Genomic DNA, 25,043 nt, shown 5'->3' with positions numbered 1-25,043 from the left:
AGGGATCTCCGGCCCGGATCAGAAGATGTCGGGCGAGAAGGCCCGCAGGGACGTACGGAACAGGAGGTCGGCGCGGGTTCCCGCGCCGGCCTTCAGTTCGTCGACACGGCCCAGGCGGGCCAGACGGACCGCGGACTCGTCACCGAAGGCGAGGGTGCCCAGGTCGGCGACGTCGAGGGCGAGGTCGGCGGAGTCGGTGGTGCGGACGCAGGTCGCGCCCCGCGGGGACGCGTCGAGGCGGTAGCGGCCGCCGGCCAGCCCGTCCTTGTCGCGGACGTCGAGGACGAGCGAGTCCGCCAGCGGGTACGTCCGGGTCTCCAGGACCTTCGCGACGTCCAGGACACGGACCCACAGCATGTCCACGTGCGTCACCGTCCGCGCGGCGCGCGGGTCCGGGAGCAGCAGGGGCAGCGGGTCGTCGGGGGCGCGGTAGCCGGAGCGGACCGTGGTGATCCAGTCGAGCGAGCAGAGGTAGTGCCAGAGGGCGCGCTCGGCGGCGGGGGTGGCGGCGACCATGTCCCGTACGGACGCGGTGTTGCCCGGCTGCTTGGTGTCGTCCCACCTGTCGTCGGCGGTGTAGGCGACGTACCCCTCGACCTCGCCGGACTCGGAGCGGTAGACCGCGTAGAAGGGCTCCTTCCACGGGTCGAGCTGGTAGCCGAGGCCCGTGCCCTGCTCCCACATGCGCGGGCTCCGGTCCGTGATCCCGGCGCGGAGGCCGGCGAGCCGGCGGTGGACGTCCGGGCCGATCGCGCGGATCTCCGCGCCGTCGCCCAGGTCGATGCGGCCGCCGTCCTCCGGCCGGCCCGTGCGGCGCGGGTCGAGCCCGGTGCGCCGGAGGTCGACGGACCACACGGTGGACCAGCTCGCCGGGCCGAAGCCGAAGCGCCCGTAGATCGGGTACTCGGCGGCGATCAGCGTCGCGACCGCGTCGCCCCGCTCCTTCGCCGCGGCCAGGTCGACGGCCATCATGCGGCTGAGCAGACCCTGCCTGCGGTGCGTCGGCGCGACGGTCACCTGGGTGATCGCGTCGGCGGCGAGACCGCCGCCGCCGACCGCGCTCACCTCCTGCCGGAACGAACGGAAGGTCGCGACGATCCGCCCCCGGTCGTCGAAGGCGCCCTGCGTCCGCGCGAGGTCGGCGTGGGCCAGCCGGTCGGCGACCAGCTCGTCGGGGATGTGGGGCGGTCGCAGGAAACCGGTCTGGAGGGCCCGGATCCAGCCGGGGAACTCGGACTCCGTCACCGTGCGGACGTCGGCACTCATCCCTCGACCCTACGCAGCGCCCGTCCGGGGCCGCACCCGGGTTTCGGCCCCGCCGCCCACCGGGCGGCAGGACCGCCAGACCACCGTCCCCGCCGCGCAGACCACCGTCCCCGCCGCTCAGACCGCCGTCCCCATCGCGCAGACCACCGTCCCCGCCGCGCAGACCACCGTCCCCGCCGCTCAGGCCAGCAGGTCGTCGACCTGCGCCTCGCCCTCCCGGTAGCGGCGGGCGATCTCGCCGCTGCAGTCGTCCGCCGTCCGCTGGAGGTGGTGTCGGCGCCGGGAGATCTGCTGCTCGTACCCCGCCAGGCGGCCCATCGCCGCGTGCAGTTCCTCGTCCGTACGGGCCGTCAGGTCCGACAGCTCGACCTCCGACAGCATCTCGGACGCCAGCCGCCGGTACTCGTCGCCGCGCGGCGTCGACAGCGTCACGTGCCGCGCCGAGCTGCGGTGCGCCGGAGGCGCGTCCGCGAGGATCTCCGAGAGCCGGTCGAGCACCGGCGCCTCCGGATCGGTCCGCCGCGCCAGCTCCGCCCGCAGGATGTCGATACGGCCCTGGAGCATGCGCCGTACGTAACTCAGATCGGCCTCGTCGCTCTGCGCCTCGCGCCGCAGCGCGCGCAGCTCGGGCAGCCGCAGCGCCCCGAGGTCGGGCCGCGCCGGCCCGTCGGCCAGGGCGGTGGAGTCGGCGGTCCGCTGCACGGGTGGGCGCGCGATCGGACTTCCGCCGACGCCCGCGACGGCGCGGAACAGCGGTACGGGGCCGGACGGCGTCGGCCCGGTGCCAGGTGCACTCATGAGAATCGTCCCCTCGACCGGTGCGGAGCCGCACCGCCTGACAGGCATCGTGCCACTCCCACCCGTGCACGTGCAGGCGCTCTGCACCCGTTCGGCCCCGCGCAATTCCGGGCCGGTACGTTGGGACCCATGCGAGCTGTGGTGCAGAGAGTGGACGGCGCGAGCGTCGTCGTCGCAGGGGAGACCGTCGGAGAGATCACCGGCGAGGGGCTGTGCGTCCTGGTCGGGGTGACCCACGACGACACCCCCGAGAAGGCCGCCCAATTGGCCAGAAAGCTCTGGTCCGTCCGGGTGCTGAACGACGAGAAGTCCTGCTCCGACGTGAACGCGCCGCTCCTCGTCGTCTCCCAGTTCACCCTCTACGGAGACGCCCGCAAGGGCCGCCGCCCCACCTGGAACGCGGCCGCCCCCGGCCCCGTCGCCGAACCGCTCGTCGACGAGGTCGTCGCCCGGCTCCGCGCCCTCGGCGCGCACGTGGAGACGGGCCGCTTCGGAGCGAAGATGCGCGTCTCGCTCACGAACGACGGCCCGTTCACGGTCCTCCTGGAGGTCTGAGCCCCGAAGAGGAGCTACGGCTCGACCACCGTCTCCTGCGCCGCCGCCGTGTTCCCCGCGATCAGGGGCGCGTCCACCGGGACGTTCCGCTTCACCAGGGCCAGGGCGATCGGGCCCAGCTCGTGGTGGCGTACCGCCGTCGTCACGAAGCCGAGCTGGCGGCCCTCCTCGCCGTCGGCGGCGAGGCGGACGGGGGTGCCGTGGGCCGGCAGCAGGACCTCGCTGCCGTCGAGGTGCAGGAAGACCAGCCGACGCGGCGGCTTCCCCAGGTTCTGGACGCGGGCGACGGTCTCCTGCCCCCGGTAGCAGCCCTTCTGGAGGTGGACCGCGCTGCCGATGAGGCCGACCTCGTGCGGGATGGTCCGGTGGTCGGTCTCGAAGCCGAGCCGCGGCCGGTGCCCCTCGACGCGCAGTGCCTCGTACGCGAGGACGCCCGCCGCCGGGCCGTGCGCGGCCGCGAAGGACTCCAGCTCCGCGCGGGGCAGGAAGACGTCCCGGCCGTGCGCGGTCTCCCGGACGACCGCGCCCTCGGGCGCCTCCGCGATGGAGCCCGCCGGAAGGTGGACGACGGCGACGTCCTCCGTGCGGTCGGCGACCTCGACCCGGTAGAAGAACTTCATCGACTCCAGGTACGCGACCAGCTCCTCCCGCGTCCCCGGCTCGACGTGCGCCCACACCGTCTCGCCGTCGTCGACGAGGTACAGCGCGTGCTCGATGTGCCCGTTCGCGGAGAGGATCAGCGCCTCGGTCGCCCGCCCCGGCGGCAGGTCCGTCATGTGCTGCGTGAGCAGCAGGTGCAGCCAGCTCAGCCGGTCGTCGCCGGAGACGGCGACGACGCCGCGGTGCGAGAGGTCGACGAATCCGGTGCCGGCGGCGAGGGCGCGCTGCTCGCGGAACAGATCGCCGTAGTGGGCGGCGACGCCTTCGTCACGGCCTTCGGCGGGGACGGCGCCGGGCAGGGACAACAGAGGGCTCTTCATACCCCAGAGCCTACGACCCGGCGGACACGTCCTCGCCGGGCGCAGGTCTGTTCGAGCAGTCCTCGCAGCGCCCGAAGATCGCGAAGTGCTTCATGTCCGTCTCGAAGCCGAAGGTCGCGCGCAGCTTCCCGGTGAACTCGGCGGCCACCTCGACGTCCGCCTCGATGACCTTCTCGCAGTCCCGGCACACCAGGTGCAGGTGGTGGTGCCGGTCGGCGAGGTGGTAGGTCGGGGCGCCGTGCCCCAGATGCGCGTGGCTCACGAGCCCGAGCTCCTCCAGGAGCTCCAGGGTCCGGTACACGGTGGAGATGTTCACCCCGGAGGCCGTCTTGCGGACCTCGACGAGGATGGCGTCGGGCGTCGCGTGCTCCAGCGCGTCGACGGCCTCCAGGACGAGCTGGCGCTGCGGCGTCAGCCGGTAGCCGCGCTGCCGCAGATCGCTCTTCCAGTCGGTGCTATCAGTGGTCACCACGCCCTCCAGTGTAGGAGGGCGTGGCCCTCTGGCCTCCGGCTGACCTGTCAGGCAGGCCTAGCGGAAGAAGGCGATGCCGTCGTCCGGCAGGTCGCCGAGGTTGCGCGCCATCTCGGCGACCTCCTCGGGCGTCACGACCTTCTTCAGGTGCGCCGACATGTAGGGGCGGAGCGGGACCTCGGGGGTCGCCTTCTCGCCGACCCACATGAGGTCGCTCTTCACGTAGCCGTAGAGGCGCTTGCCACCGCTGTACGGGCCCGAGGCCGCGGTCCGGGCGACGGCGTCCGTCGCCAGGTCGATCTGCGGCTTCTGGTCGGCGAGCTCGCCGTACCAGACCTCGACGACACCGTCGTCGCGGACCATGACGACCTCGACCTTGCGGTCCTCGTCGATCCGCCAGAAGCCGCTCTCGCTCTCCAGCGGGCGGACCTTGTTGCCGTCGTTGTCCAGGACCCACGCGTGCGAGTGGTATTCGAGGAAGTCACGGCCGTCGTGGCTGAACGTCACGGACTGGCCGAAGTTGCACTTCTCGGAGCCGGGGAAGTCGGCGACGCCCGCGCCCTCCCACGTACCGAGGAGGAACGCGAGGGGGACGAGGCCCGGGTTGAGGTCGGACGGGATCTCGATCATGAGCAGCTCTGGCGTTCTCTAGAGGTGGTTACCGCTGGTTACCGCTGGCCCTGGTACAGCTTCTTCACGGCCAGACCGGTGAAGGCGAGAACGCCGACACAGACCAGGACCAGCAGAGCTTCGAAGAAAACGATCACGGGGTGCTCCTCGACTGAGCGATGAAGGCTGAACGGGCCGGACCCCAGCTTAGTGGGCGGGGGCCCGGCCCACTCTGTGAGGTGGGTCTACGACTCCGGCGGGTGCCTCCCGCCGGTCAGCCGAGCAGCTGGTTCTGCAGCGTGACCGTCTGCCGGAACGGCACCTCCAGCGCCTCGCCCGCCCGCGTCTGGGTGATCAGCGCGAGGGTGTCGCCCGCCTGCACGTACGCCCAGCGGACCTGCTCCGGGCCGTGGGGCTTCTTCTCTCGGAAAGCGACGGCCTTCGTCTCGGGGACCTCGATGTCGTCCGGGAAGTCCTCGGGGACGACGTACTCCACCCCGTCGGGCAGCGCCTTGGGCCCCGACGCGCTGTGCACGTCCAGCATCTCGTCCGCGTACGACTCCGCGTACGCCACGGAGCTGAACCGGAGGAGGTGGATGCTGGTGCGCGTGCCGTCCGGGGTCGTCCATCCACGGGCGGCGACGTGCCGCAGGGTGGAGTCCGCGAGGCCCCTGCGGAGCTCGTCGCGGGACTCCTTCGCGTAGAGGGAGAGGTACGCGTCCGTGGACACGAACCCGCCGGTCAGCTTCGGATCGGGCGTCGCACCGGTCGGCGCGGGCAGCAGCAGCTCGCGCACGTCGGCGTGGTGGACCTCCCCGTCGTTGCCCTCGGTGAAGGGGCGCGGCCGGTCCGCCGGCAGCGCCGGCAGGCTGAGCCGCGGGTACTCCCAGCGTCCGTCGGACTCGGTCGCGAGACCGGGTACGTCCTCCCGGTCGGCCGCGGTGATCCCCATGGCGGCACCGGCACCCGCCCCGCCGCACACGACGAGGGCGGCCGTCCAGCGGGCGACGGCCCACAGGACCCGGCGGGAACAACGGGGGCGGGCGGGGGCGCCGTCGAGGGACGCCTGCGCGGTCGACTCCCCGGCCTGCGCGGTCGACTCCTCGGACTTCCCCACCGCCTCGTCCACCGGCCGGTCGCTCAACTGCTCGGTCATACGTACTCCCCCGGGGACTCGATGTGGCGGAGCTGCTTCTCCAGGAGGTCCGCCACGGCCTTCCCGTCGAAGGGCGCGGCGCCGTACGACCGTACGGTGATCAGGGTCTCGCCGTCGTACGCCGAGCAGACCATGTCCTGGAGGTCGGGCGTCTCCTTCTCGCCGCCCTTCCTCGGCTCCTCCGGCTGGGGCCCGAGGAAGCAGGAGGTGTTCCCCGCGTACTTCTTGATCTTCGGCCCCTTGCGCAGTCCCAGGGCCTCGAACAGTTCCCTGCGGACCTCGAAGAACGCGCGGACCGACTTCCTGTCCTTCATCCGCAGGAGGGTCACCTCGGCCTGGAGGCTGTAGTCCTCCCTGGCGTACGAGCGCATCGCCATCCCCTGGATGCCGAGCCGGTCGACCTCCTTCTCGTACGCACGGCGCTTCTTGCCGTACAGCCCCCTGCTCGTCTCCTTGAACAGGGCCGCGGCCTCCTTCGCCGGCACCTCGACGTCGTTGCCGTATCCCGCGATGTCCGCGCCCAGCGCGTAGCTCTCGGGCACCGGCAGGAGGAGCTTGCTCAGCGGGGTGGACGCCCGGCCCCGCAGGACACCGGCGGCGGCCGGGTCCTCGGCGGTCACGGACGGTTCGGGGTCCGCCCAGGTGACCGTGGGAGCGCTCCGGTCGGCCCGGTCGGCGGTGACGAGGGTGTACGCGACACCGCCGCCGACGAGTCCCAGCACGGCCGCGGAGACCAGGACGTTCTTCAGGATCCGGCGCGTGCGGCGCACCGGCTTCTCACTCTGCTCGGTCACAGACGCCCCAGCTGCCGCTCGGCCAGAGAACGGATCTCGCTCTCGGCGATCTCGTGCGTGTCGTAGATGATGATCGTGACGGCGATGTCACCGCGCTGGATGAAGGCGCGGGCGTCGTACGCGTCCAGGAAGCCCGCCTCGCGGCGGACCGGGTAGACGAAGTACCGGCCGTTCGTGGAACCTGCCACCGGCTGCCCGAGGGAGGAGTCCTCCTTGCTGATGGCGAGTCCCTGCTGCGACCGCATCGCCTCGTACGCACTGAGCTGGGACGTGGAGCGGTACTGCACGAGGCTGATCCCGACCCGCTTGTGCTCGCCGACCAGCCACTCGCGCGTGGCGATCCGACGGATGCCCCAGTCGAGCTGGTGCTCCAGCGCCACTTCGGGCCTGGTGAAGCCGTCGACGTAGTGGTCCAGCGGCTCCCAGCCGTCCACTTCGCCGGCGCGCGCGCCCGCCGGCCTCGGCAGCAGCAGCTTCCGCAGGTCGCCCTGCGCCTTCGCCTGGTGGTCCTCCTCCGGCGACAGCGGCTCGGGTTCCCCGCCCTTCGGGAGCGGCTTCGCCGGGTACGCGAGGCCGGGCTGGTTCAGCGGCGGCAGTGCGGTCGGTTCGCGGTCCGCCTGGACGCGGTAGCCGACGGCGGTGCCGCCCACGGCGCCGATGACGGCGGCGACGGCGAGGAGGCCGACCGTCCGGAGACCGCGGCGGCGGCGCGGACGGGTGGCCGACGGCACGGCCTCCGCGCCCGGAGCGGGGCCCGCGTCCGGAGCGGGGCCCGCGTCCGGAGCGGGGTCCGGCGGCCGTTGCGCCGGTACGCCCGTGTCCGGGATGGTTTCTTCGATGCTCAAAAGTCCCCCCACGAGACCTGAAGCACGGATTCCGATTCATCCGCGCCACCAGGTGACACGTGAGGCAGACGAGAGGTTGCAGGGCCGCGCATTACAGTTCGGCATATGGCGAAGAAGCTCGTGATCAAGGTGACCGCAGGGGCCGACGCCCCCGAACGCTGCTCGCAGGCCTTCACGGTGGCCGCCGTCGCCGTCGCCAGCGGCGTCGACGTCTCGCTCTGGCTGACCGGCGAGTCCTCGTGGTTCGCGCTCCCCGGCCGCGCGGCGGAGTTCGAGCTTCCGCACGCCGCGCCGCTGCCGGACCTGATCGACTCGATCCTGGCGGCCGGACGGGTGACCCTGTGCACGCAGTGCGCGACCCGCCGCGAGATCACGGAGAAGGACGTCCTGGACGGCATCCGCATCGCGGGCGCGCAGGTCTTCGTCCAGGAGGTCATGGGCGAGGAGACCCAGGCGCTCGTCTACTAGGGGGTGTCTTTCCGACCCTGATCCGCCGGACAGGCTCTGGCCCGGACTACTGGTCTTCCCTGCGGCGTTTCTTCCCGTCCAGCTCGTCCCACCACTCGTCCGACTGCGGGTCCCCGGACGGATCGTCCCACCAGCGATCCTCCGGCCCCCTGCGGTTCGCGACCATCGCGGCGACCGGGGGGATGACCATGGCGACGACGCACATGCCGACGGCCACCGGGATCGAGAAGAGGCGCACGACGGCCCAGGCGCCCACGAAGAGGACCAGGCAGGCGCCCATCAACCAGAAGTAGACGTGCCGACGCCGCGCGTACACACCTTCAGCGTACGCGCGGCGTCGGCCCGCAGGAAGCGGAGAGCCGGAGGGCCGTGCCTCGGGTCCTGGTGTGGCGTCCAACCCCCCAGGAGGCACGGCCCTCCGGCCGTCAGAAGTCGCGGATCAGACCGCGATGGCGACGTCCGTCAGGCTGCCGGCCTCGGTGACGACGACCTTGCGGTCGGCCTGGGCACCGGGGACCAGCGCACGGAGGGTCCACTCGCCGGTGGCCGCGTAGAAGCGGAACTGGCCGGTCGCCGAGGTCGGGACCTCGGCGGTGAACTCGCCGGAGCCGTCGAGGAGGCGCACGTAACCGGTGACGGGCTGGCCGTCCTTGGTCACCTGGCCCTGGATGGCCGTCTCACCGGGCTTGAGCGTGCTGACGTCGGGGCCGCCGACCTGGGCTCCACACATGTTCGCTGTCCTGTCCTGGGGAAGAAGTGGGGTTACTTGTTGGCGCCGAGCTCGATCGGCACGCCGACGAGGGAGCCGTACTCGGTCCACGAACCGTCGTAGTTCTTGACGTTCGTGACCTCGAGGAGCTCGTGCAGCACGAACCAGGTCAGCGCGGAGCGCTCACCGATGCGGCAGTAGGCGATGGTGTCCTTCGCCAGGTCGACCTGCTCGGCCTCGTAGAGGGCCTTGAGCTCGTCGTCCGACTTGAAGGTGCCGTCGTCGTTGGCGTTCTTCGACCACGGGATGTTGCGGGCGCTCGGCACGTGGCCGGGGCGCTGCGACTGCTCCTGCGGGAGGTGCGCCGGGGCGAGCAGCTTGCCGGAGAACTCGTCGGGCGAACGCACGTCGACCAGGTTCTGGGAGCCGATCGCGGCCACGACGTCGTCGCGGAAGGCGCGGATGGAGGAGTCCTGGGCCTTGGCCTTGTACTCGGTGGCCGGGCGGGCCGGGACCTCGGCGACGAGGTCGCGGGAGTCGAGCTCCCACTTCTTGCGGCCGCCGTCGAGGAGCTTGACGTCCTGGTGGCCGTAGAGCTTGAAGTACCAGTAGGCGTAGGAGGCGAACCAGTTGTTGTTGCCGCCGTAGAGGACGACCGTCGTGTCGTTGCCGATGCCCTTCGCCGACAGGAGCTTCTCGAAGCCCTCCTGGTCGATGAAGTCGCGGCGGACCGGGTCCTGGAGGTCCTTCGTCCAGTCGATCCGGATGGCGTTGCGGATGTGGTTCTTCTCGTAGGCCGAGGTGTCCTCGTCGACCTCGACGATGGCGACCTGCGGGTTGTCGAGGTTGGCCTCGACCCAGTCCGCGTCGACCAGGACGTCGCTGCGAGCCATGCTGTTCTCCTCCGGGGCAGTGTGCGGGGGCGTGGTGCGGTGTGGTGCGCTTCGGTGCGATTGGTGCGGGTTTGTGCCGCGGTACGCGTCGTCGCGTGCGTACGGACATGCGTACGGCTGCACAGGTCGGCCCCGACCGCGGTCGAAGGGCCTGAAGGAATACGGGAGTCGGTGCTCCCGCTCAGACCGAAGGACAGAGCATGGCGGCGACGCGGCACAGGTCTACTGCCCGCCGCTTCGTGAGATCCGCCTGTCGCTTCATGCCCTCGATCGTAGGGACGGACAGGCGGCCGTGTCACCGGCGTGTCGTATTTTGAGACGCGATCGTCCGAGATGCGGGACGAGAGCGTCGTTCGGGCCGGCTCCGGACGGCTCCGCCCCGGGTGTCCCGGTTCCGTATCTGCGGATCGGACGGGGGCGTCTCACCATGTGGCCGACGCCGGTTCTCCCGGGGCTCCACGGGGTGGGACGCGGCGCCGCGGGACGCCTCAGGACGCGGCGGGACGCGCGCGCTCAGCCCGCCAGCGACACGTTCGCGCCGCTCACCGCCACCGCCAGGCCCTCCGGCCTGACCTCGACCTTCTCCACCTTCATGCCGGCCATCAGGCCGATCGACCGCTCGAAGTCCGTCTTCTCGCGGATCTTGTCCTCCACGAGCGGGATCCCCTCGCCCGGCACCTCGTCCGCGCGGACCTTGAACGCGTCGCCGTTCACGACGGTCACCGTCGACAGCACCGAACGCGTCAGCTTCCGGCCCAGGATCTGGACGCTGCCGGTGACCTTCACCTTGCCGTCACCGCCGTACGCCACGGTCACGCCCGGGTCGGCGGCGGCCGTGAGGTCCGCGTACGAGATGAGGGCCGTGCCGCTCGCCGACCCGGCGCGCGCACCCGACCAGTCACCCGTGACCGTCACGTCCCTGAGCGCGGCCGTCAGCTCCTGGACCCGGATGCGGCGGTCGCCCGCCGTCGTCTCGACCCCCCGCGCGACCACGTCGACCTCGTCGAACCGCTTGTCCAGGACCTGCGTGAGGAACGGGAAGCCCTGGATGTCGATCTCGATCGCATCGCTCTTCGTGCCGGACGAGAGCTTCACCCGGCTCGCCGCCTCCGACTCCGCGTACGCCAGGGCGAGCCGGTCGACGCCGACGAGCACCCCGCCCAGCACGAGGGCCACGATCAACAGAATCCGCAGTGCTCGCATGGGTGGTACTTCTCCCCGTAGATACGCGTGACATTCGAACGTTCGCAAAAAGAATCGGCCCCCCGACACGAAGATCGACGTGTCGGGGGGCCGCTTGGTTCCCTCAGCCCAGCGCGCGGCCGAGCAGGTAGACGGCCGGCGCCGCCGCCGTCAGCGGCAGCGCGATCCCGGCGGTCATGTGCACGAAGCGCGAGGGGTAGTCGTAGCTCGCGACCCGCAGACCGACCAGCGCGCAGACCCCGGCCGCGAGGCCGACGAGCGCGCCCGCGCTCCCCAGGTCGGTGAAGCCGCCCGCCGCGATCCCCGCGCCCGCGCCCGCGAGCAGCGCGACGACCAGCGAGACCGGGCCGGGCAGCGGCAGCGCCCGCGCGACGGCCGCGGCGGCGACCGCGACCCCGCCGACGACGACCGCGTCCGGCTCGGCCCCGAGGTACCCGGCGGCCACGACCGCGAGCGCGGCCGAGACGACGCCGGCCATCAGGCCGTACATCCGCTCGTCCGGGTCGGCGTGGCTGCGCAGCTGGAGCACGAGGCAGAGCAGCACCCAGACGCCGAGCGTGCCCAGGATCGCGCCGGCCGCGTGCTCGCGGCCGACCGCGAGGAGGGCCCCGTCGGCGACGAGGCCCCCGAGGAAGGCGAGGGCGATGCCCTGCCGGGCGGGCCACATGCCGTTGAGCCGGAACCAGCCGGCGGCGGTGAGCCCCTGGAGCAGGACGAGCGGGACGAGGAGCCCGTACGGGCCGAGAGCGGCGCCGCCCGCGAGCAGCAGGCCGAGCACGGCGGTCAGCAGCGCCGGCTGGATCCCGGGCTCGATGACGGGCGACCGGCCCTCGGCACGCGCGCGCTGGGCGTCGGTGACGCGGGTGTTCCCCGAGGTGGTGGGCGAGGAGTACGCGGGTGCGGGCGCCGCCACCGCCACCGCCTCGGCCACCGGGGCGGGAGCGGGAGCCTCGTACTGCTGCGGCGGCAGGTACGCCGTCTCGTCGAACGCCGGCTGCTGCGGGTGCGGCTGCGCGTACGGCTGCTCCTGGTGCGGCTGCGCGTACGGCTGCTCCTGGTGCGGCTGCGCGTACGGCTGCTCCTGGTACTCCTGCTGGTACTCCTGCTGGTACTGCTGCCGGTGCCGCGCGTACTGCTCCTGCGAGACGGCCGGCTGGAACGTCGTGTCCCAGGTCTGGCCCTCCCACGTCTGCGCGACGTCGGCCGGACCCTGCTGCTGCCCGTACTGCTGCCCGTGCTCGTACCCGTGCCCGTGCCCGTTCGCGTACGGGTCGTACTGCTGGTCGTTGCTCATGCTGCGGGGTTCACCCTCCTGCGAACGGGGGGAGCACCTCGACCGTGCCGCCCTCGGCAAGCCGTACCGTCTCATGACCGCGCGTCCCGACGGGATCGCCGTCGATCAGGAACGAGCACCGCTGGAGGACCCGGACGAGCTCGCCCGGGTGCTTCGCGCGGGCCTCGTCCAGCGCCTCGGCGAGGGTCTCCGCGGTGTACGGCTCCTCGGCGACACCGGCGGCGGCCTTGGCCGCGGCCCAGTAGCGGATGGTTCCCGCTGCCATAGCGGCGCTCCCTTCGTTCGTGTGCGCGCCGCCCCCCATGATGGGCTATCCGCCGACCAGCCAGTCGCCGAGCCGGGCGAGCAGCTCCGCGTCCGCCGCGTTCTCCGCGTGGCCCATGCCCGGCTCCAGCCACAGCTCGGCCGCGTCCCCGCCGGCCGCCGCGAGCGAGCGCGGGTGGTCGAGCGGGAAGTACGCGTCCCGGTCCCCGTGCACGATCAGCAGCGGTACGGGGGCGATCAGCGGGACCGCCTCCACGGGCGACAGGGGTACGGGGTCCCAGGCGCGCCGGTCGATGCGGGTGCGGAGCCCGTAGCGGCCGACGAGGCGGCCCCCGGGGCGGGTGACCACCCAGTGGAGGCGGCGCATCGGGGCCGTACCCCGGTAGTACCAGCGTGCGGGGGCGGAGACGGCCGCGACCGCGTCCACGGTCCCGGCCTCCAGGGCCGCGTGCCGCAGGACCACCGACCCGCCCATCGAGAAGCCGACCGTCGCCACGCGCGCGTGGCCGAGCTCACGCGCCCAGCGGACGGCGGCGGAGAGGTCGAGGACCTCGCGGTCCCCGACCGTGGACAGGCCGCCGGAGCCGCCGTGCCCGCGGAACGAGAAGGTGACGACCGAGGCCCCGCGCTCGGCGAAGGCCCGCGCGGCGCGCCGGACGGCCGGCCGGTCGACCGACCCGGTGAACCCGTGCGCGAGGACGACGGCCGTATCGGTGACACTTGCCCGGGAGGGTTCGTAAACCGCCTCGATACGGACACCGTCATCGGTGCGCAACGTCACGCGCCGTGGCATCCGGCGGTGGACGGAAGTGAGCGAGGAAACATCCACGATGTGAAATCGACCCTCTGCCTCGGAACTCATGTGAGCTATTCTGCTTGGCGGAGGATCCGGGCAACGCAGCCCCCGGGTCCTTTTGTGTTTTCCGACCGTTGTTACGGACGGATGAACAAAAGCTCTCAGGGCGCGAGAGAGCCGATGTGAGCACCACGTGAGCACACATAGACGTCCTCGCAGGGACCGAGGAGGAACCGACGTCATGGACGAGCGAACGACGCACGACGGATCGACGACGACCCGGGCAGGTGGGGAGCGATGAGCTCACTGCTGCTCCTGACCAACGCCCTCCAGCCGTCGACCGAGGTGCTCCCCGCCCTCGGCCTGCTGCTGCACAACGTCCGGGTCGCCCCGGCCGAGGGCCCCGCCCTCGTGGACACCCCCGGCGCGGACGTGATCCTCGTCGACGGCCGGCGCGACCTCCCGCAGGTCCGCTCGCTCTGCCAGCTGCTCCGCTCCACGGGCCCCGGCTGTCCGCTGATCCTCGTCGTCACCGAGGGCGGCCTCGCGGCCGTCACCGCCGACTGGGGCATCGACGACGTGCTCCTCGACACCGCCGGCCCGGCCGAGGTCGAGGCGCGCCTGCGGCTCGCGATGGGCCGCCAGCAGATCGGCGCCGACGACTCCCCCATGGAGATCCGCAACGGCGACCTGTCGGTCGACGAGGCCACGTACAGCGCGAAGCTCAAGGGCCGGGTCCTCGACCTGACCTTCAAGGAGTTCGAGCTCCTCAAGTACCTCGCCCAGCACCCGGGCCGCGTCTTCACGCGCGCCCAGCTGCTCCAGGAGGTGTGGGGGTACGACTACTTCGGCGGCACCCGCACGGTCGACGTCCACGTTCGGCGGCTCCGGGCGAAACTCGGTCCCGAGCACGAGTCGCTGATCGGCACCGTCCGCAACGTCGGCTACCGCTTCGTCACCCCCGAGAAGGTCGAACGGGCGGCGGAAGAGGCGCGCGCCAAGGAGACGGCACGCTCCCAGGAGGCCGCCCGCGCCCAGGGCGCGGCCCGTGCCGAGGCCGGCCGCGCGGCCGACCGTGTCAAGGAGGCGGACCGGGAAGTCACCCCGGTGGCGGACAGGTAACGTGGCGCACACCACAAGGCGACCTGCCGGTAGCTAGGTCCCCCCGCGTAGACTGCCGCGCGTGGCCAAGGTGACGAGGGATGACGTAGCGAGACTTGCGGGTACTTCCACCGCCGTCGTGAGCTACGTCATCAACAACGGACCCCGGCCGGTCGCCCCGGCCACGCGCGAGCGTGTCCTCGCCGCCATCAAGGAGCTGGGCTACCGCCCCGACCGGGTGGCCCAGGCGATGGCGTCCCGCCGCACGGACCTCATAGGCATGATCGTCCCGGACGCCCGGCAGCCGTTCTTCGCGGAGCTCGCGCACTCGGTCGAGCAGGCCGCCGCCGAGCGCGGGAAGATGGTCCTCGTCGGCAACTCCGACTACCGCACCGAGCGCGAGATCCACTACCTGCGCGCCTTCCTCGGAATGCGGGTCTCCGGTCTGATCCTCGTCAGCCAGGGCATGAGCGAGCAGGCCGCGAGCGAGATCGAGGCCTGGGACGCGCGCGTGGTCCTGCTCCACGAGCGGCCCGAGGCGATCGACGACGTGGCCGTCGTGACGGACGACATCGACGGCGCCAAGCTCGCCACCCGCCACCTCCTGGAGCACGGCTACCCGTACGTGGCCTGCCTGGGCGGCAACCCGAACACCCCGGCCGTCGGCGACCCCGTCGCCGACCACGTCGAGGGCTGGCGGCAGGCCATGGCGGAGGCGGGCCTCCCGACCGAGGGCCGGCTCTTCGAGGCCCCGTACAACCGCTACGACGCCTACCAGGTCGCCCTGAAGCTCCTCGCGGGCCCCGACAGGCCGCCGGCGATCTTCTGCTCCACCGACGACCAGGCCTTCGGCGTCCTGCGGGCCGCGCGCGAGCTGCGCATCGAGGTGCCGACGGAACTCGCGGTCGCGGGCTACGACGACGTGAAGGAAGCGGCGCTGACCGATCCGCCGCTGACGACGGTCTCCTCGGACCGTCCGGCGATGGCCCGGGCGGCGGTCGACCTGGTCCTGGACGACTCGCTGCGGGTCGCGGGCTCGCGCCGCGAGCGCGTGAAGCTCTTCCCGTCGACGCTGGTGGTCCGCCGCTCCTGCGGCTGCGAGCAGTAGGCCCGCCGGGGCCTGAGAGGGCCACCCGGGCCTTGAGGACCACCCGGGCCTTGACGACCACCCGGGTCTTTATTTCGGGCATACAGGGTTCTGTCGGGCTTCTCACCCGGTCCTCAGACGGCTCTCATCTACGGATCCGAGAGTCGGAGCCATGACGGACTTCCAGGAGCAGCCGAAGCAGCAGCAGCCGTACGACCCCACGTACCCCCCGAGGCCGCAGTACGCCCCGGACGGCCGGTCGTACGAGGCCCCGCACGGGCCCGACGCCCCGCACGGCTACGAGGCCACGCGCGGCTACGAGGCCACGCAGCCGATCACCACCGAGCCCGGCACCACCATCTGGCCCTCCGGCGGCGGGAACGTCCCGCCCGTGGAGCCGCCCCTCGCGAACCCGTCCCCGTACCCCACCGGCTCCCCGGCCTCCTCCCCCGTCCCCCGCCGCCGCGCCAAGCGCGGTGTCGGCCTCGTCGCGGCCGTGGCCATCGCCGCCGCGGCGGTCGGCGGCGGTGCGGCGACGCTCGTCCAGCAGTGGACCTCCGACTCCCCCGCCACCGCCTCCTCGGCCGTGAGCGGCACGAACGTCTCCGCGAGCAGCGCGGGCACGGTCGCGGGCGTCGCCCAGGCCGTCTCGCCCTCGATCGTCGAGATCTCGGCGAGCTCGAACTCCGGGAAGTCGACCGGCTCGGGCGTGATCATCACCTCCGACGGCGAGATCGTCACCAACAACCACGTCATCTCGGGCGCCTCCGAGATCACCGTGCAGCTCAGCGACGGCAAGAAGTACCGGGCCGAGGTCGTCGGCACCGACGCCGACAAGGACCTCGCGCTCATCAAGCTCCAGGGCGCCTCGGGCCTCAAGGCGGCCACGCTCGGCGACTCCTCGAAGGTGAAGGTCGGCGAGGAGGTCGTGGCGATCGGTTCCCCGGAGGGCCTGACCGGCACGGTCACGAGCGGCATCGTCTCGGCGCTCGACCGGGACGTGACCGTCGCGAAGGACGAGAACAGCGGCGGCGACGGCCAGGGGCAGGACCAGGGCCAGCAGTGGGACCCCCGTCAGGGCTGGCCGTTCGAGTTCGGCGGCCAGCAGTTCAACGGCGACACCGGCTCGTCGAAGACGACGTACAAGGCGATCCAGACCGACGCCTCGCTGAACCCCGGTAATTCCGGCGGCGCCTTGATCAATATGAACGGCGAGATCATCGGAATCAATTCGGCCATGTATTCGCCCAGCTCTTCCAGCAGTTCGACGGCCGGAAGTGTCGGACTCGGATTCGCCATTCCGGTCGACACCGTGAAGGCCGACCTCGACAGCCTGCGCGCGGGCGGCGCGAACTGACCGGCGCGGCGGCCTCGTGCGAGGCTGATCCCATGACAGGACAGCAGTCGAGCGAAGCCGAACGCATCCTCATCGTCGAGGACGAGCCCGCCGTCCGCGAGGCCCTGCGCCGCAGCCTCGCCTTCGAGGGGTACGAGACGCAGGACGCCGTCGACGGCCTCGACGCGCTCGACCGGCTCCAGACGTACGCCCCCGACCTCGTCGTCCTCGACGTGCAGATGCCCCGCATGGACGGGCTCACCGCGGCCCGCCGCATCAGGGCCTCCGGCTCGACCGTGCCGATCCTCATGCTGACCGCCCGCGACACCGTCGGCGACCGGGTCACCGGCCTCGACGCGGGCGCGGACGACTACCTCGTGAAGCCCTTCGAGCTCGACGAGCTCTTCGCCCGCATCCGGGCCCTGCTCCGGCGCAGCTCGTACGCCCCCGCCGGGGCGCCCCCGGCCGCCGACGAGGACGTCCTGTCCTTCGAGGACCTGCGCATGGACCTGGCGACCCGCGAGGTCACCCGGAACGGGCGGACGGTCGAGCTGACCCGCACCGAGTACACGCTCCTGGAGATGTTCCTCGCCCACCCCCGGCAGGTCCTGACCCGCGAGCAGATCCTGAAGGCCGTCTGGGGCTTCGACTTCGAGCCGAGTTCGAACTCGCTCGACGTGTACGTGATGTACCTGCGGCGCAAGACCGAGGCCGGCGGCGAGCCGCGCCTCGTGCACACGGTGCGCGGCGTCGGCTACGTCCTGCGCGGAGGAGGAGGAACCGAGTGAAGGGTTTCCGTCCCCTGACCTGGTTCCGCTCCCGACCCCTGCGGTCCCGCCTCGCCCTGCTCACCGCCTTCGCGGTGGCCGTCGCCGTGGCGGCGGTCTCCACGGCCTGCTGGTTCGTCACCCGGGCGCAGCTGGAGGCGGAGATGGACAACGCGCTCCGCAACAGCCGGCTCGACCCGTCGTCCGTGCAGAGCCTCCTGACGATGTGCCGCCAGGGCACCACGCCCCCGCCCGTCGGCGGCTCGTACACCGTCCAGGTCATCGTCTCCAACGGCGGCGTCTGCACCTCGGGGCAGGCCCCCATCCCGGCGAGCGCGACCGACCTCGCCGTGGCGCAGGGCCGTCTCGCGTACGCGCTGCACACGACGAAGGACGGGGACGGCCGGGAGATGCGGGTCTACACCTACCCGCAGGAGGGCCCGATCAGCGGGATCGCCGTCTCCGTCGCCCGCCCGCTCTCCGAGATCGACAACTCGATGTCCACCCTGCGCTGGGTGCTGCTCCTGGTCTCGGGAATCGGCGTCGTCGGCGCGGGCGCGGCCGGCCTGTGGGTCGCGCGGACCGGACTCGAACCCGTGGACCGGCTGACCGGCGCGGTCGAGCACGTCGCCGCGACCGAGGACCTGACCGTCCGCATCCCCGTCGAGGGCGAGGACGAGATCGCCCGCCTCTCGCGCTCCTTCAACGCGATGACGGCGGCGCTCGCGACCTCCCGCGACCGGCAGTCCCAGCTCATCGCCGACGCCGGCCACGAACTCCGCACCCCGCTCACCTCCCTGCGCACCAACATCGAACTCCTCGCCCGCATCGAGGAGACCGGCCGGACGATCCCGGCGGACGACCGGCGCGCCCTGATGGCCTCGGTGAAGGCGCAGATGACCGAGCTGGCGTCACTGATCGGCGACCTCCAGGAACTGGCCCGCCCCGACACGGCCCGGCCCGGCGTCCTGGAGGTCGTACCGCTGCACGGCATCCTGCGGACGGCCCTGGACCGGGCGAAGCTGCGCGGCCCGGAGCTGACCTTCGTGACGGACCTCGCCCCCTGGTACGTACGGGGAGAGGCGGCGGCGCTCGAACGCGCGCTCGTCAACGTCCTCGACAACGCGGTGAAGTTCTCGCCGCCCCGGGGCACGGTCGAGGTCACCCTGATGAGGGGCGAACTGACCGTACGGGACCACGGCCCCGGCATCCCCGCCGACGAGCTCCCGCACGTCTTCGACCGCTTCTGGCGCTCCCCGTCGGCCCGCAGCCTGCCGGGCTCGGGCCTCGGCCTGTCGATCGTGGCGCGCACGGTCCAGCAGGCGGGCGGCACGATCTCCCTCTCCCCGGCGGAGGGCGGCGGCACGGTCGCGAGGCTCGCGCTGCCGGGCGCGCCGACGCCGCCGCCGGAAATCGGCTCGACGGGGACACCCGCACCGACCACCCTTCCCTGATGAACGACCACGGCCTGAACCCCGACGGAACGATCGCCCGCGAAGGCTCCCTCGACCGCGTGCGCCCCGCCTTCGCCCCCGTCGTCGAGGCGGCGCGCGCGGGTATCGCCGAGGCGTTCGGCCCTGACCGGCTGCACAGCGCGTACGTGTACGGGAGCGTCCCCCGGGGCACGGCGACCGCCGGCGCCTCCGACCTGGACGTCCAGCTGGCCCTGCACGACGAGCCCACGGACGCGGACCGGGCGACGGCCCGCGCGCTGGAGGCCGCACTCGACCGCGCCCTCCCCCAGATCGACGGCGCGGGCATCCTCCTGTCCGGCCGGGCCACCCTCCTCAGCAACCTGGAACGCCACGACCTCGGCTTCTTCGTGGCCTGCCTCTGCACCCCGCTCCTCGGCCCCGACCTGGCCGACGACCTGCCCCCGTACCGCCCGACCTCGCTCCTCGCCCGCGAGACCAACGGCGACCTGGCCCGCGTCCTGCCCGGCTGGCGGACGAGGGCGGCGGAGGGCACGGACCCTCTGCTGGGCCGCCACGTGGGTCGCCGCCTGGTCCGCACGGGCTTCACTCTCGTCATGCCCCGCTGGGGCGGCTGGACGAGCGACCTGGACCGCTCGGCGGAGATCTTCGGCGACCACTACCCGGAGCGGGCGGAGCAGATGCGGCGCGCGGTCACGGCGGGCAGGTCGCGGACGGCCCCTGAGCCGAAGACCCTGGAGGAGCTCATCGAGGACCTGGGGCCGTGGCTGGCGGCGGAGTACACCTCCGTGCACGGCGAGAAGACCCCGCGTTGAGGCACGGGGTCGCTGAGCCGCGGGGACGTCGAGGCACGCGAACGCCGAGGCACAGGGACGCCGAGGCGCGCGAAAGGGGGCGAGCGGATCGCCGAAACGATTCCGCCCGCCCCCTCGGGGTACCGCCGGGTGTTACTTGACGACCGTGATGCGGTCCGCGGCCGGGACCGGCAGCGGGTTGGCCGCCGAGGTGTTGGCGGCGAGGTAGGCGTTGAACAGGTCCAGGTCGGACGCGCCGACCAGCTTGTTCGTACCGGTGGCGAGGGCGCCGAAGCCGTCGCCGCCGCCCGCGAGGAACTCGTTCATCGCGACGCGGTAGGTCTTCGACGGGTCGATCGGCTCACCGTTCAGCTTGATCGTGCCGTCGACGACGCGGTCCGCGCCCGTCTTCGTCATGTCGAGCGTGTAGGTGAGGCCCTTCGAGATCTGAAGGATCTTGATCGAGTTCAGGTTCGAGCCGCTGACCTGCTGCTTCAGCGCGGTGATGAGGTTGGCGCCGGTGAGGTCGACGACGTTCATCATGTTGGTGAAGGGCTGCACGGTGAAGGACTCGCCGTAGGTGACGACGCCGTCGCCCTCGGAGCCGGACTGCTTGTAGACGAGGTCGGCGCGGATGCCGCCCGGGTTCATGAGGGCGAGCTGCGCGCCGCCCTTGTCCGCCGGGGCGAGGCCCTCAAGCTGCGCGTCGGCGATGACGTCGCCGAGCGGCTTCTCGTACGCCGTGGAGCCGCGGCCGTTGATGTCGGCGGCGATGAAGCCCTGCGGGCGGTTGGCGATCGGCGCGGCGAGCGCGCGCCAGTCCTCGATCAGCTGGGTGAGGTCGCCGGCCTTCGGGACGTCACGGGTGACGACGTGGTTGGCCGAGTCGACGGCCGTGCGCACGATGTCCTTGGTGGCGCGGTCGTAGGTCAGCGTCGTGTCGGTGTACACCTTGCCGAAGGAGGACGCCGAGGTGACCAGGCGCGGCTTGCCGTTCGGGTCCGGGATCGAGCAGACGTACGCCTGGTGGGTGTGGCCCGTGACCATGGCGTCGACCTGCGGCGACACGTTCTTCGCGATGTCGACGATCGCGCCGGATACGCCCTCGCCGTCACCGTCGCCGTCACCGTCGCAGGTGTAGTTGACCGCGCCGGAGGCGGGCATGCCGCCCTCGTGGATCAGGGCGACGATGGACTTGACGCCCTTGCGCTCCAGGATCTTCGTGTACTTGTTGATCGTCTCGACCTCGTCGCCGAACTTGAGGCCCTTGACGCCCTCGGCGGTGACGACGTTCGGGGTGCCCTCCAGGGTCACGCCGATGAAGCCGATCCGGACGCCGTCCTTCTCCCAGATGAAGGTCGGGTCGAGCAGCGGCTTGCCGGTCTTCTCGTCCGTCACGTTGGCCGCGAGGTACGGGAAGTCGGCGCCGCCGAAGGGCTTGCCGTCGACGTAACAGCCGGCGGTCGGGTGGCAGCCGCCGTTCTGCATGCGGGCCAGCTCGCGCGCGCCCTCGTCGAACTCGTGGTTGCCGACCGAGGTGACGTCGAGGTCCAGGGCGTTGAGCGCGCCGATGGTGGGCTCGTCGTGGAAGAGACCGGACAGCATCGGCGAGGCGCCGATGAGGTCGCCGGCGCCGGCCGTGATGGAGTAACGATTCCCCTCACGGGCGTCGCGCAGGTGCGTGGCGAGGTACTCGACGCCGCCGGCGTCGACCTTCTCGGTGGTGCCGTCCTCCTTGAGGCGGGTGACCTGACCGGAGGAACCGCTCGGCGGCTCCAGGGTGCCGTGCAGGTCGTTGAAGGAGAGCAGCTGGACGTCGACCATCCGGCCCCAGCCCTTGCCGTTCGTGCTCTGGCTGACGAACTCGTCTCCCGCGGCACCCGCAGAAGGCATCGCGGCGACGAGCGCCCCGACGGTCACGAGCCCCGCCCCGGCGGCCAGCATCCGCCGCGCCGTCTTGTTCTTCCTCGGTGTAGCTGCCATCTCTCCCACTCGTCCGTTGCCCGGTGACCGACTCGCGCGCCTGATCGCGTGCCCGATTCGCGGCCTTGATCTACCCCCGTCCCGCGAGAGCCTAGAGTCAACGCGCGTAGCGCAACAGGGGTTGGCTGGTTACAAGACAGTTGCCTCTGCCTGACGACCTGTCGGCCGTAGGCTCGGACGCATGACTTCCGACGCGGCGCCGACCCTCGAACCGGGGCGGCAGATCCACACGTATGACGAGCTCTCCCCCGAGCAGGTCCAGGACGTCCTGGCCCTCCTGGAGGCCGCCGACGAGGCGGACGGGCTGCACGCGGTGTCCGAGCAGGGCCGCCTCTACCTCCGGAACGGGCGCCGCGAGGGCGTCCGGCACTTCCTCCTCACCGTCGGCCCGGACCTCTACGGCTACGCCCAGCTGGAGGAGACCGACCCCATCGAGGCGCCCGCCGCCGAGCTCGTCGTCCACCCGGCACAGCGGGGCCGCGGCCACGGCCGCGCCCTGGGCACGGCCCTGCTCACCGCCTCCGGCAAGCGGCTGCGGGTCTGGGCCCACGGCGGCAAGGCGGCGGCCCGGCACCTCGCCCAGGTCCTCGGCCTGACGCTCTTCCGCGAACTGCGGCAGATGCGCCGCCCGCTGACCCCGCTGGACGTCCCGGAGCCGACGCTCCCGGACGGCGTGACGATCCGCACCTTCGTCCCCGGCGCGGACGACACCGCCTGGCTCGCCGTCAACGCGACGGCCTTCGCCCACCACCCGGAGCAGGGCTCGCTCACCCAGCGGGACCTGGACGACCGGATGGCCGAACCGTGGTTCGACCCGAAGGGCTTCTTCCTCGCGGAGAAGGACGGCGAGCTCGTCGGCTACCACTGGACGAAGACGCACGCCGAGGAGCAGCTCGGCGAGGTGTACGTGGTCGGGATCCTGCCCCGCGCCCAGGGCGGCGGCCTCGGCAAGGCCCTCACGGCGATCGGCCTGCGGCACCTGGCGGCCCAGGGCCTGCCGACGGCGATGCTGTACGTGGACGCGGACAACACGGCGGCGGTACGGGTGTACGAGGGGCTCGGCTTCACGACGCACGAGGTGGACCTGATGTACCGAACCGAGTCGTAAGTCCGTTTTCCCGAGGGGCGGTTGTCAATGATCACCCATTGACACCGCCCCTTCCTTCCACCACCCTTTCACTACTTGATTAGTGAAAGGGTGGTGGAAGGGATCGTGGTCGAGTACCGCATCGACCGGCGCAGCGGCGTCGCCACCTACCTCCAGATCGTCCAGCAGACGAAGCAGGCCCTCCGGATGGGCCTCCTGGAACCCGGCGACAAACTGCCCACCGCACGCGAGGTCGTCGAAGCGACGGCCATCAACCCCAACACGGTCCTCAAGGCCTACCGCGAGCTCGAACGCGAAGGCCTCGTCGAGGCCCGCCGCGGCCTCGGCACCTTCGTCCGCGCCACCCTCGGCACCGCCCCCGCCGACTCCCCCCTGCGCGGCGAACTCGCCGACTGGGCACGGCGGGCCCGGGCGTCGGGGCTGGAGCGGGAGGACGTGGCCGCGCTCTTCACATCCGTACTGAAGGAACACTTCGAGGGGGACGACGACCGATGACGAAGGACACGGCCCTGGAGGCCGACCTCCTGGGCAAGCAGTACAGGGGGAGAGGGCGCGGCTGGGCCCTGAGGGAGTGCGACTTCGCCCTCCCCACCGGCCGGATCTGCGCCCTCGTCGGCCCGAACGGCGCCGGCAAGTCCACACTCCTCGCCCTCGCGGCCGGGCTCCTCCAGCCCACCGAGGGCACCATCAAGGCCCCGCCGCGCGAGCGGATCGCGTACGTCGCCCAGGACAAGCCGCTCCATCCCCGGCTCACCGTCGCCGACACCCTGCGTCTCGGACGCGAACTCAACCCCGGCAGCTGGGACGGCGCCGCCGCCGAACGGGTCATCGCCGACGAACTCGACCCGCGTTCCCTCATACGGAACCTCTCGGGCGGCCAGCGCACCCGCGTCGCCCTCGCGCTCGCCCTCGGCAAGCGGGCCGAACTGCTCCTCCTCGACGAGCCGATGGCCGACCTCGACCCACTCGCCCGCCACCAGCTCATGGGCCTCCTCATGGCCGACGCGGCCGAACACGGCACCACCGTCGTCATGTCCTCGCACATCCTCACCGAGCTGGAGGGCGCCTGCGACCACCTCCTCCTGCTCCACGGCGGCCGCATCCGCCTCGACGGCCCCGTCGACGAGCTCCTCGCAGCCCACACCCTCCTCACCGGCCCGGTCGCCGACCTCGCCCCGCACCAGGTCATCGAGGCCCGCACGACGGGCCGTCAACTCACCGCCCTGGTACGCCGTGAAGGCCCCATCGAAGGCCCCTGGGAAACCCAGGAACCCTCCCTGGAGGACCTCCTCCTCGCCCATCTCCGCACCCCCGAGGGAGCCCCGGCATGAGCAGCGCTTTCGCCCTGAAGGGCTCCTACTGGGTGACGGTCCGCCAGTACCGGCGGACGCTGTGGCTGGCGGCCGGGTTGGTGGCGGCGGCGCTGGCGGTGATCGGGGGGCTGCGGATCTGGGACGCGCAGTACCCGGACGTGCAGGCGGAAGGCGGCTACTGGCAAACAGCCCGTGACAACCACGCCTACGGTCTGCTCAGGTTCGCCCAGGGAGAACTGGCCATCGGCATGGTCTTCTTGCCCCTGCTCGTCGGCGCCTTCGTCGCGGGCCCGCTCATCGCGCGCGAGTTCGAGTCAGGGACGTACAAGCTCTCCCTCACCCAGTCGGTAAGCCCCACGACCTGGCTTCGCTCGAAGCTGCTCATCACCGGGACCGGGGCCCTCGTGACCACCCTCCTCCTGACAGCCGTCTACGCGCTCGGCTGGTCCCGGGTGGGTGGAGTCAGCCAGCTCCACTGGGCCGACCGGGGCTCGTACGAGATCCTCGGCACCGCTCTCTCCGCCTATGTTCTGTTCGCCCTCGCCGTCGGCGCTCTCACCGGCCTGCTGATCCACCGCACGGTCGTGGCCATGGCTGTCACCGGACTGGTCACCGGAACCGCCTTGTTCGTCCTCGGCCTGGTGCGCTGGGACTTCCTTCCGGTCGTCACGGTCACTGGTCCGGCCATCGAGAACGCTTCCATGCTCACGATGCCCGAGGACGGCCTCATCATGGGCCAAGGGCTGATCGGCGTCTCCGGTCGGCGCCTTCCGGGCTGGTTCTGCTCTCCGGAGACGATGCCCGGCGGCAGTTGCCGCCCGGACGAACCGATTGCTGCCCAGTACCTCGACTACCACCCCGAGTCCCATTTCTGGCCCACCCAGCTCATCGAGTCCGGCATCCTCCTCGCCCTCGCCGCGACAGCGATCCTCGTCGCCTTCCGCCTCCTCCGCGCCCGCCACGCCTAGAGAGGCCGAGGAGAGAACGCGCGTAGACCACCCCCAGGGGCGGAGCCCTCC

29 protein-coding genes are annotated in these 25,043 nt (G+C 71.9%); 12 read left to right on the top strand and 17 right to left on the bottom strand.

Annotation, left to right across the window (positions count from 1 at the left end; genetic code table 11):
- Positions 1-18 precede the first annotated feature (18 nt).
- The gene (locus AB0G79_RS03240) at positions 19-1,266 is read right to left on the bottom strand and encodes a GNAT family N-acetyltransferase (RefSeq protein WP_360799335.1); all 1,248 of its coding nucleotides are present in this window, start codon (positions 1,264-1,266) and stop codon (positions 19-21) included.
- A gap of 180 nt (positions 1,267-1,446) precedes the next feature.
- Positions 1,447-2,064: an ABC transporter substrate-binding protein gene (locus tag AB0G79_RS03235; RefSeq protein ID WP_360799332.1), complete on the bottom strand. Its 618-nt coding sequence runs from the start codon at positions 2,062-2,064 to the stop codon at positions 1,447-1,449.
- 129 nt (positions 2,065-2,193) lie between these two features.
- Here AB0G79_RS03235 and dtd point away from each other — a divergent pair, with 129 nt between their 5' ends.
- Entirely contained in the window at positions 2,194-2,619 is a 426-nt protein-coding gene (gene dtd, locus AB0G79_RS03230; protein ID WP_360799329.1) for a D-aminoacyl-tRNA deacylase, read from the top strand.
- A gap of 14 nt (positions 2,620-2,633) precedes the next feature.
- On the opposite strand, the gene AB0G79_RS03225 is transcribed toward dtd, so the two are convergent.
- The 6 genes from AB0G79_RS03225 to AB0G79_RS03200 all read right to left on the bottom strand — a co-directional run bounded on the left by AB0G79_RS03225 (position 2,634) and on the right by AB0G79_RS03200 (position 7,475).
- On the bottom strand, positions 2,634-3,599 hold the full coding sequence (locus tag AB0G79_RS03225) for a folate-binding protein (protein WP_360799326.1): 966 nt from the start codon (positions 3,597-3,599) through the stop codon (positions 2,634-2,636).
- A 10-nt stretch (positions 3,600-3,609) separates the two neighbouring features.
- Positions 3,610-4,071, bottom strand: a complete 462-nt coding sequence (locus AB0G79_RS03220; RefSeq protein ID WP_360799323.1) for a Fur family transcriptional regulator — start codon at positions 4,069-4,071, stop codon at positions 3,610-3,612.
- Between the two features lie 57 nt (positions 4,072-4,128).
- Complete coding sequence (locus AB0G79_RS03215; RefSeq protein ID WP_360799320.1) at positions 4,129-4,701, bottom strand: FABP family protein; 573 nt, start codon at positions 4,699-4,701, stop codon at positions 4,129-4,131.
- 253 nt (positions 4,702-4,954) lie between these two features.
- A complete protein-coding gene (locus tag AB0G79_RS03210; RefSeq protein WP_360799317.1) occupies positions 4,955-5,836 on the bottom strand; it encodes a hypothetical protein in 882 nt (293 codons plus the stop codon).
- Positions 5,833-6,630 carry a hypothetical protein gene (locus AB0G79_RS03205; protein ID WP_360799314.1) on the bottom strand — a complete coding sequence of 266 codons (798 nt, stop codon included), beginning with the start codon at positions 6,628-6,630 and terminating at the stop codon, positions 5,833-5,835. Before AB0G79_RS03205 ends, AB0G79_RS03210 begins: the two co-directional genes overlap by 4 nt.
- Positions 6,627-7,475, bottom strand: coding sequence for a hypothetical protein (locus AB0G79_RS03200; RefSeq protein WP_360799311.1), 849 nt, complete (start codon positions 7,473-7,475; stop codon positions 6,627-6,629). Before AB0G79_RS03200 ends, AB0G79_RS03205 begins: the two co-directional genes overlap by 4 nt.
- Positions 7,476-7,580: 105 nt before the next feature.
- Here AB0G79_RS03200 and AB0G79_RS03195 point away from each other — a divergent pair, with 105 nt between their 5' ends.
- Entirely contained in the window at positions 7,581-7,943 is a 363-nt protein-coding gene (locus AB0G79_RS03195; protein WP_360799308.1) for a DsrE family protein, read from the top strand.
- Between the two features lie 46 nt (positions 7,944-7,989).
- Here AB0G79_RS03195 and AB0G79_RS03190 read toward each other — a convergent pair whose 3' ends face one another.
- The 8 genes from AB0G79_RS03190 to AB0G79_RS03155 all read right to left on the bottom strand — a co-directional run bounded on the left by AB0G79_RS03190 (position 7,990) and on the right by AB0G79_RS03155 (position 13,168).
- Positions 7,990-8,259, bottom strand: coding sequence for a DUF3099 domain-containing protein (locus AB0G79_RS03190; protein WP_360799305.1), 270 nt, complete (start codon positions 8,257-8,259; stop codon positions 7,990-7,992).
- A 123-nt stretch (positions 8,260-8,382) separates the two neighbouring features.
- Entirely contained in the window at positions 8,383-8,673 is a 291-nt protein-coding gene (locus tag AB0G79_RS03185) for a DUF1416 domain-containing protein (RefSeq protein WP_360799302.1), read from the bottom strand.
- A 32-nt stretch (positions 8,674-8,705) separates the two neighbouring features.
- Positions 8,706-9,545, bottom strand: coding sequence for a sulfurtransferase (locus AB0G79_RS03180; RefSeq protein WP_360799300.1), 840 nt, complete (start codon positions 9,543-9,545; stop codon positions 8,706-8,708).
- Positions 9,546-9,726: 181 nt separating this feature from the next.
- Positions 9,727-9,807: a putative leader peptide gene (locus AB0G79_RS03175; RefSeq protein WP_352029015.1), complete on the bottom strand. Its 81-nt coding sequence runs from the start codon at positions 9,805-9,807 to the stop codon at positions 9,727-9,729.
- Between the two features lie 251 nt (positions 9,808-10,058).
- Positions 10,059-10,748: a DUF2993 domain-containing protein gene (locus AB0G79_RS03170; protein ID WP_360799298.1), complete on the bottom strand. Its 690-nt coding sequence runs from the start codon at positions 10,746-10,748 to the stop codon at positions 10,059-10,061.
- Positions 10,749-10,851: 103 nt separating this feature from the next.
- Positions 10,852-12,042, bottom strand: a complete 1,191-nt coding sequence (locus AB0G79_RS03165; RefSeq protein WP_360799296.1) for a hypothetical protein — start codon at positions 12,040-12,042, stop codon at positions 10,852-10,854.
- A gap of 10 nt (positions 12,043-12,052) precedes the next feature.
- Positions 12,053-12,307: a MoaD/ThiS family protein gene (locus AB0G79_RS03160; RefSeq protein WP_360799293.1), complete on the bottom strand. Its 255-nt coding sequence runs from the start codon at positions 12,305-12,307 to the stop codon at positions 12,053-12,055.
- Positions 12,308-12,352: 45 nt separating this feature from the next.
- The gene (locus tag AB0G79_RS03155; RefSeq protein ID WP_360799290.1) at positions 12,353-13,168 is read right to left on the bottom strand and encodes an alpha/beta fold hydrolase; all 816 of its coding nucleotides are present in this window, start codon (positions 13,166-13,168) and stop codon (positions 12,353-12,355) included.
- Between the two features lie 231 nt (positions 13,169-13,399).
- Here AB0G79_RS03155 and AB0G79_RS03150 point away from each other — a divergent pair, with 231 nt between their 5' ends.
- The 6 genes from AB0G79_RS03150 (at position 13,400) to AB0G79_RS03125 (ending at position 19,641) form a co-directional block, all read left to right on the top strand.
- The gene (locus AB0G79_RS03150) at positions 13,400-14,224 is read left to right on the top strand and encodes a response regulator transcription factor (RefSeq protein WP_360799287.1); all 825 of its coding nucleotides are present in this window, start codon (positions 13,400-13,402) and stop codon (positions 14,222-14,224) included.
- A gap of 61 nt (positions 14,225-14,285) precedes the next feature.
- Positions 14,286-15,311 (top strand): LacI family DNA-binding transcriptional regulator, encoded by a 1,026-nt coding sequence (locus AB0G79_RS03145; RefSeq protein ID WP_360799284.1) that lies wholly within the window; start codon positions 14,286-14,288, stop codon positions 15,309-15,311.
- A gap of 151 nt (positions 15,312-15,462) precedes the next feature.
- Entirely contained in the window at positions 15,463-16,647 is a 1,185-nt protein-coding gene (locus tag AB0G79_RS03140; protein ID WP_360799281.1) for a trypsin-like peptidase domain-containing protein, read from the top strand.
- Between the two features lie 32 nt (positions 16,648-16,679).
- On the top strand, positions 16,680-17,414 hold the full coding sequence (locus AB0G79_RS03135) for a response regulator transcription factor (RefSeq protein ID WP_360799278.1): 735 nt from the start codon (positions 16,680-16,682) through the stop codon (positions 17,412-17,414).
- On the top strand, positions 17,411-18,847 hold the full coding sequence (locus tag AB0G79_RS03130) for a HAMP domain-containing sensor histidine kinase (RefSeq protein ID WP_360799275.1): 1,437 nt from the start codon (positions 17,411-17,413) through the stop codon (positions 18,845-18,847). Before AB0G79_RS03135 ends, AB0G79_RS03130 begins: the two co-directional genes overlap by 4 nt.
- Complete coding sequence (locus AB0G79_RS03125) at positions 18,847-19,641, top strand: nucleotidyltransferase domain-containing protein (protein WP_360799272.1); 795 nt, start codon at positions 18,847-18,849, stop codon at positions 19,639-19,641. The genes AB0G79_RS03130 and AB0G79_RS03125 overlap by 1 nt, the downstream gene beginning before the upstream one ends.
- A 132-nt stretch (positions 19,642-19,773) precedes the next feature.
- On the opposite strand, the gene AB0G79_RS03120 is transcribed toward AB0G79_RS03125, so the two are convergent.
- Positions 19,774-21,603, bottom strand: coding sequence for a bifunctional metallophosphatase/5'-nucleotidase (locus tag AB0G79_RS03120; RefSeq protein WP_360799269.1), 1,830 nt, complete (start codon positions 21,601-21,603; stop codon positions 19,774-19,776).
- 181 nt (positions 21,604-21,784) lie between these two features.
- On the opposite strand from AB0G79_RS03120, the gene mshD reads away from it, so the two are divergent.
- The 4 genes from mshD (at position 21,785) to AB0G79_RS03100 (ending at position 24,992) form a co-directional block, all read left to right on the top strand.
- A complete protein-coding gene (mshD, locus tag AB0G79_RS03115; RefSeq protein ID WP_360799266.1) occupies positions 21,785-22,711 on the top strand; it encodes a mycothiol synthase in 927 nt (308 codons plus the stop codon).
- Positions 22,712-22,816: 105 nt separating this feature from the next.
- The gene (locus AB0G79_RS03110) at positions 22,817-23,206 is read left to right on the top strand and encodes a GntR family transcriptional regulator (RefSeq protein WP_360799263.1); all 390 of its coding nucleotides are present in this window, start codon (positions 22,817-22,819) and stop codon (positions 23,204-23,206) included.
- Positions 23,203-24,042 (top strand): ABC transporter ATP-binding protein, encoded by an 840-nt coding sequence (locus tag AB0G79_RS03105; RefSeq protein WP_360799261.1) that lies wholly within the window; start codon positions 23,203-23,205, stop codon positions 24,040-24,042. The genes AB0G79_RS03110 and AB0G79_RS03105 overlap by 4 nt, the downstream gene beginning before the upstream one ends.
- Positions 24,039-24,992: an ABC transporter permease gene (locus AB0G79_RS03100; protein WP_360799259.1), complete on the top strand. Its 954-nt coding sequence runs from the start codon at positions 24,039-24,041 to the stop codon at positions 24,990-24,992. Before AB0G79_RS03105 ends, AB0G79_RS03100 begins: the two co-directional genes overlap by 4 nt.
- The last annotated feature ends 51 nt before the right edge of the window (positions 24,993-25,043 follow it).

It is taken from the genome of Streptomyces sp. NPDC020807 (assembly GCF_040641575.1).
In the GTDB taxonomy this organism is placed as follows: domain Bacteria; phylum Actinomycetota; class Actinomycetes; order Streptomycetales; family Streptomycetaceae; genus Streptomyces.
Note: the sequence above shows the minus strand (reverse complement) of the source record. Positions and strands in the feature narration are given on the sequence as shown.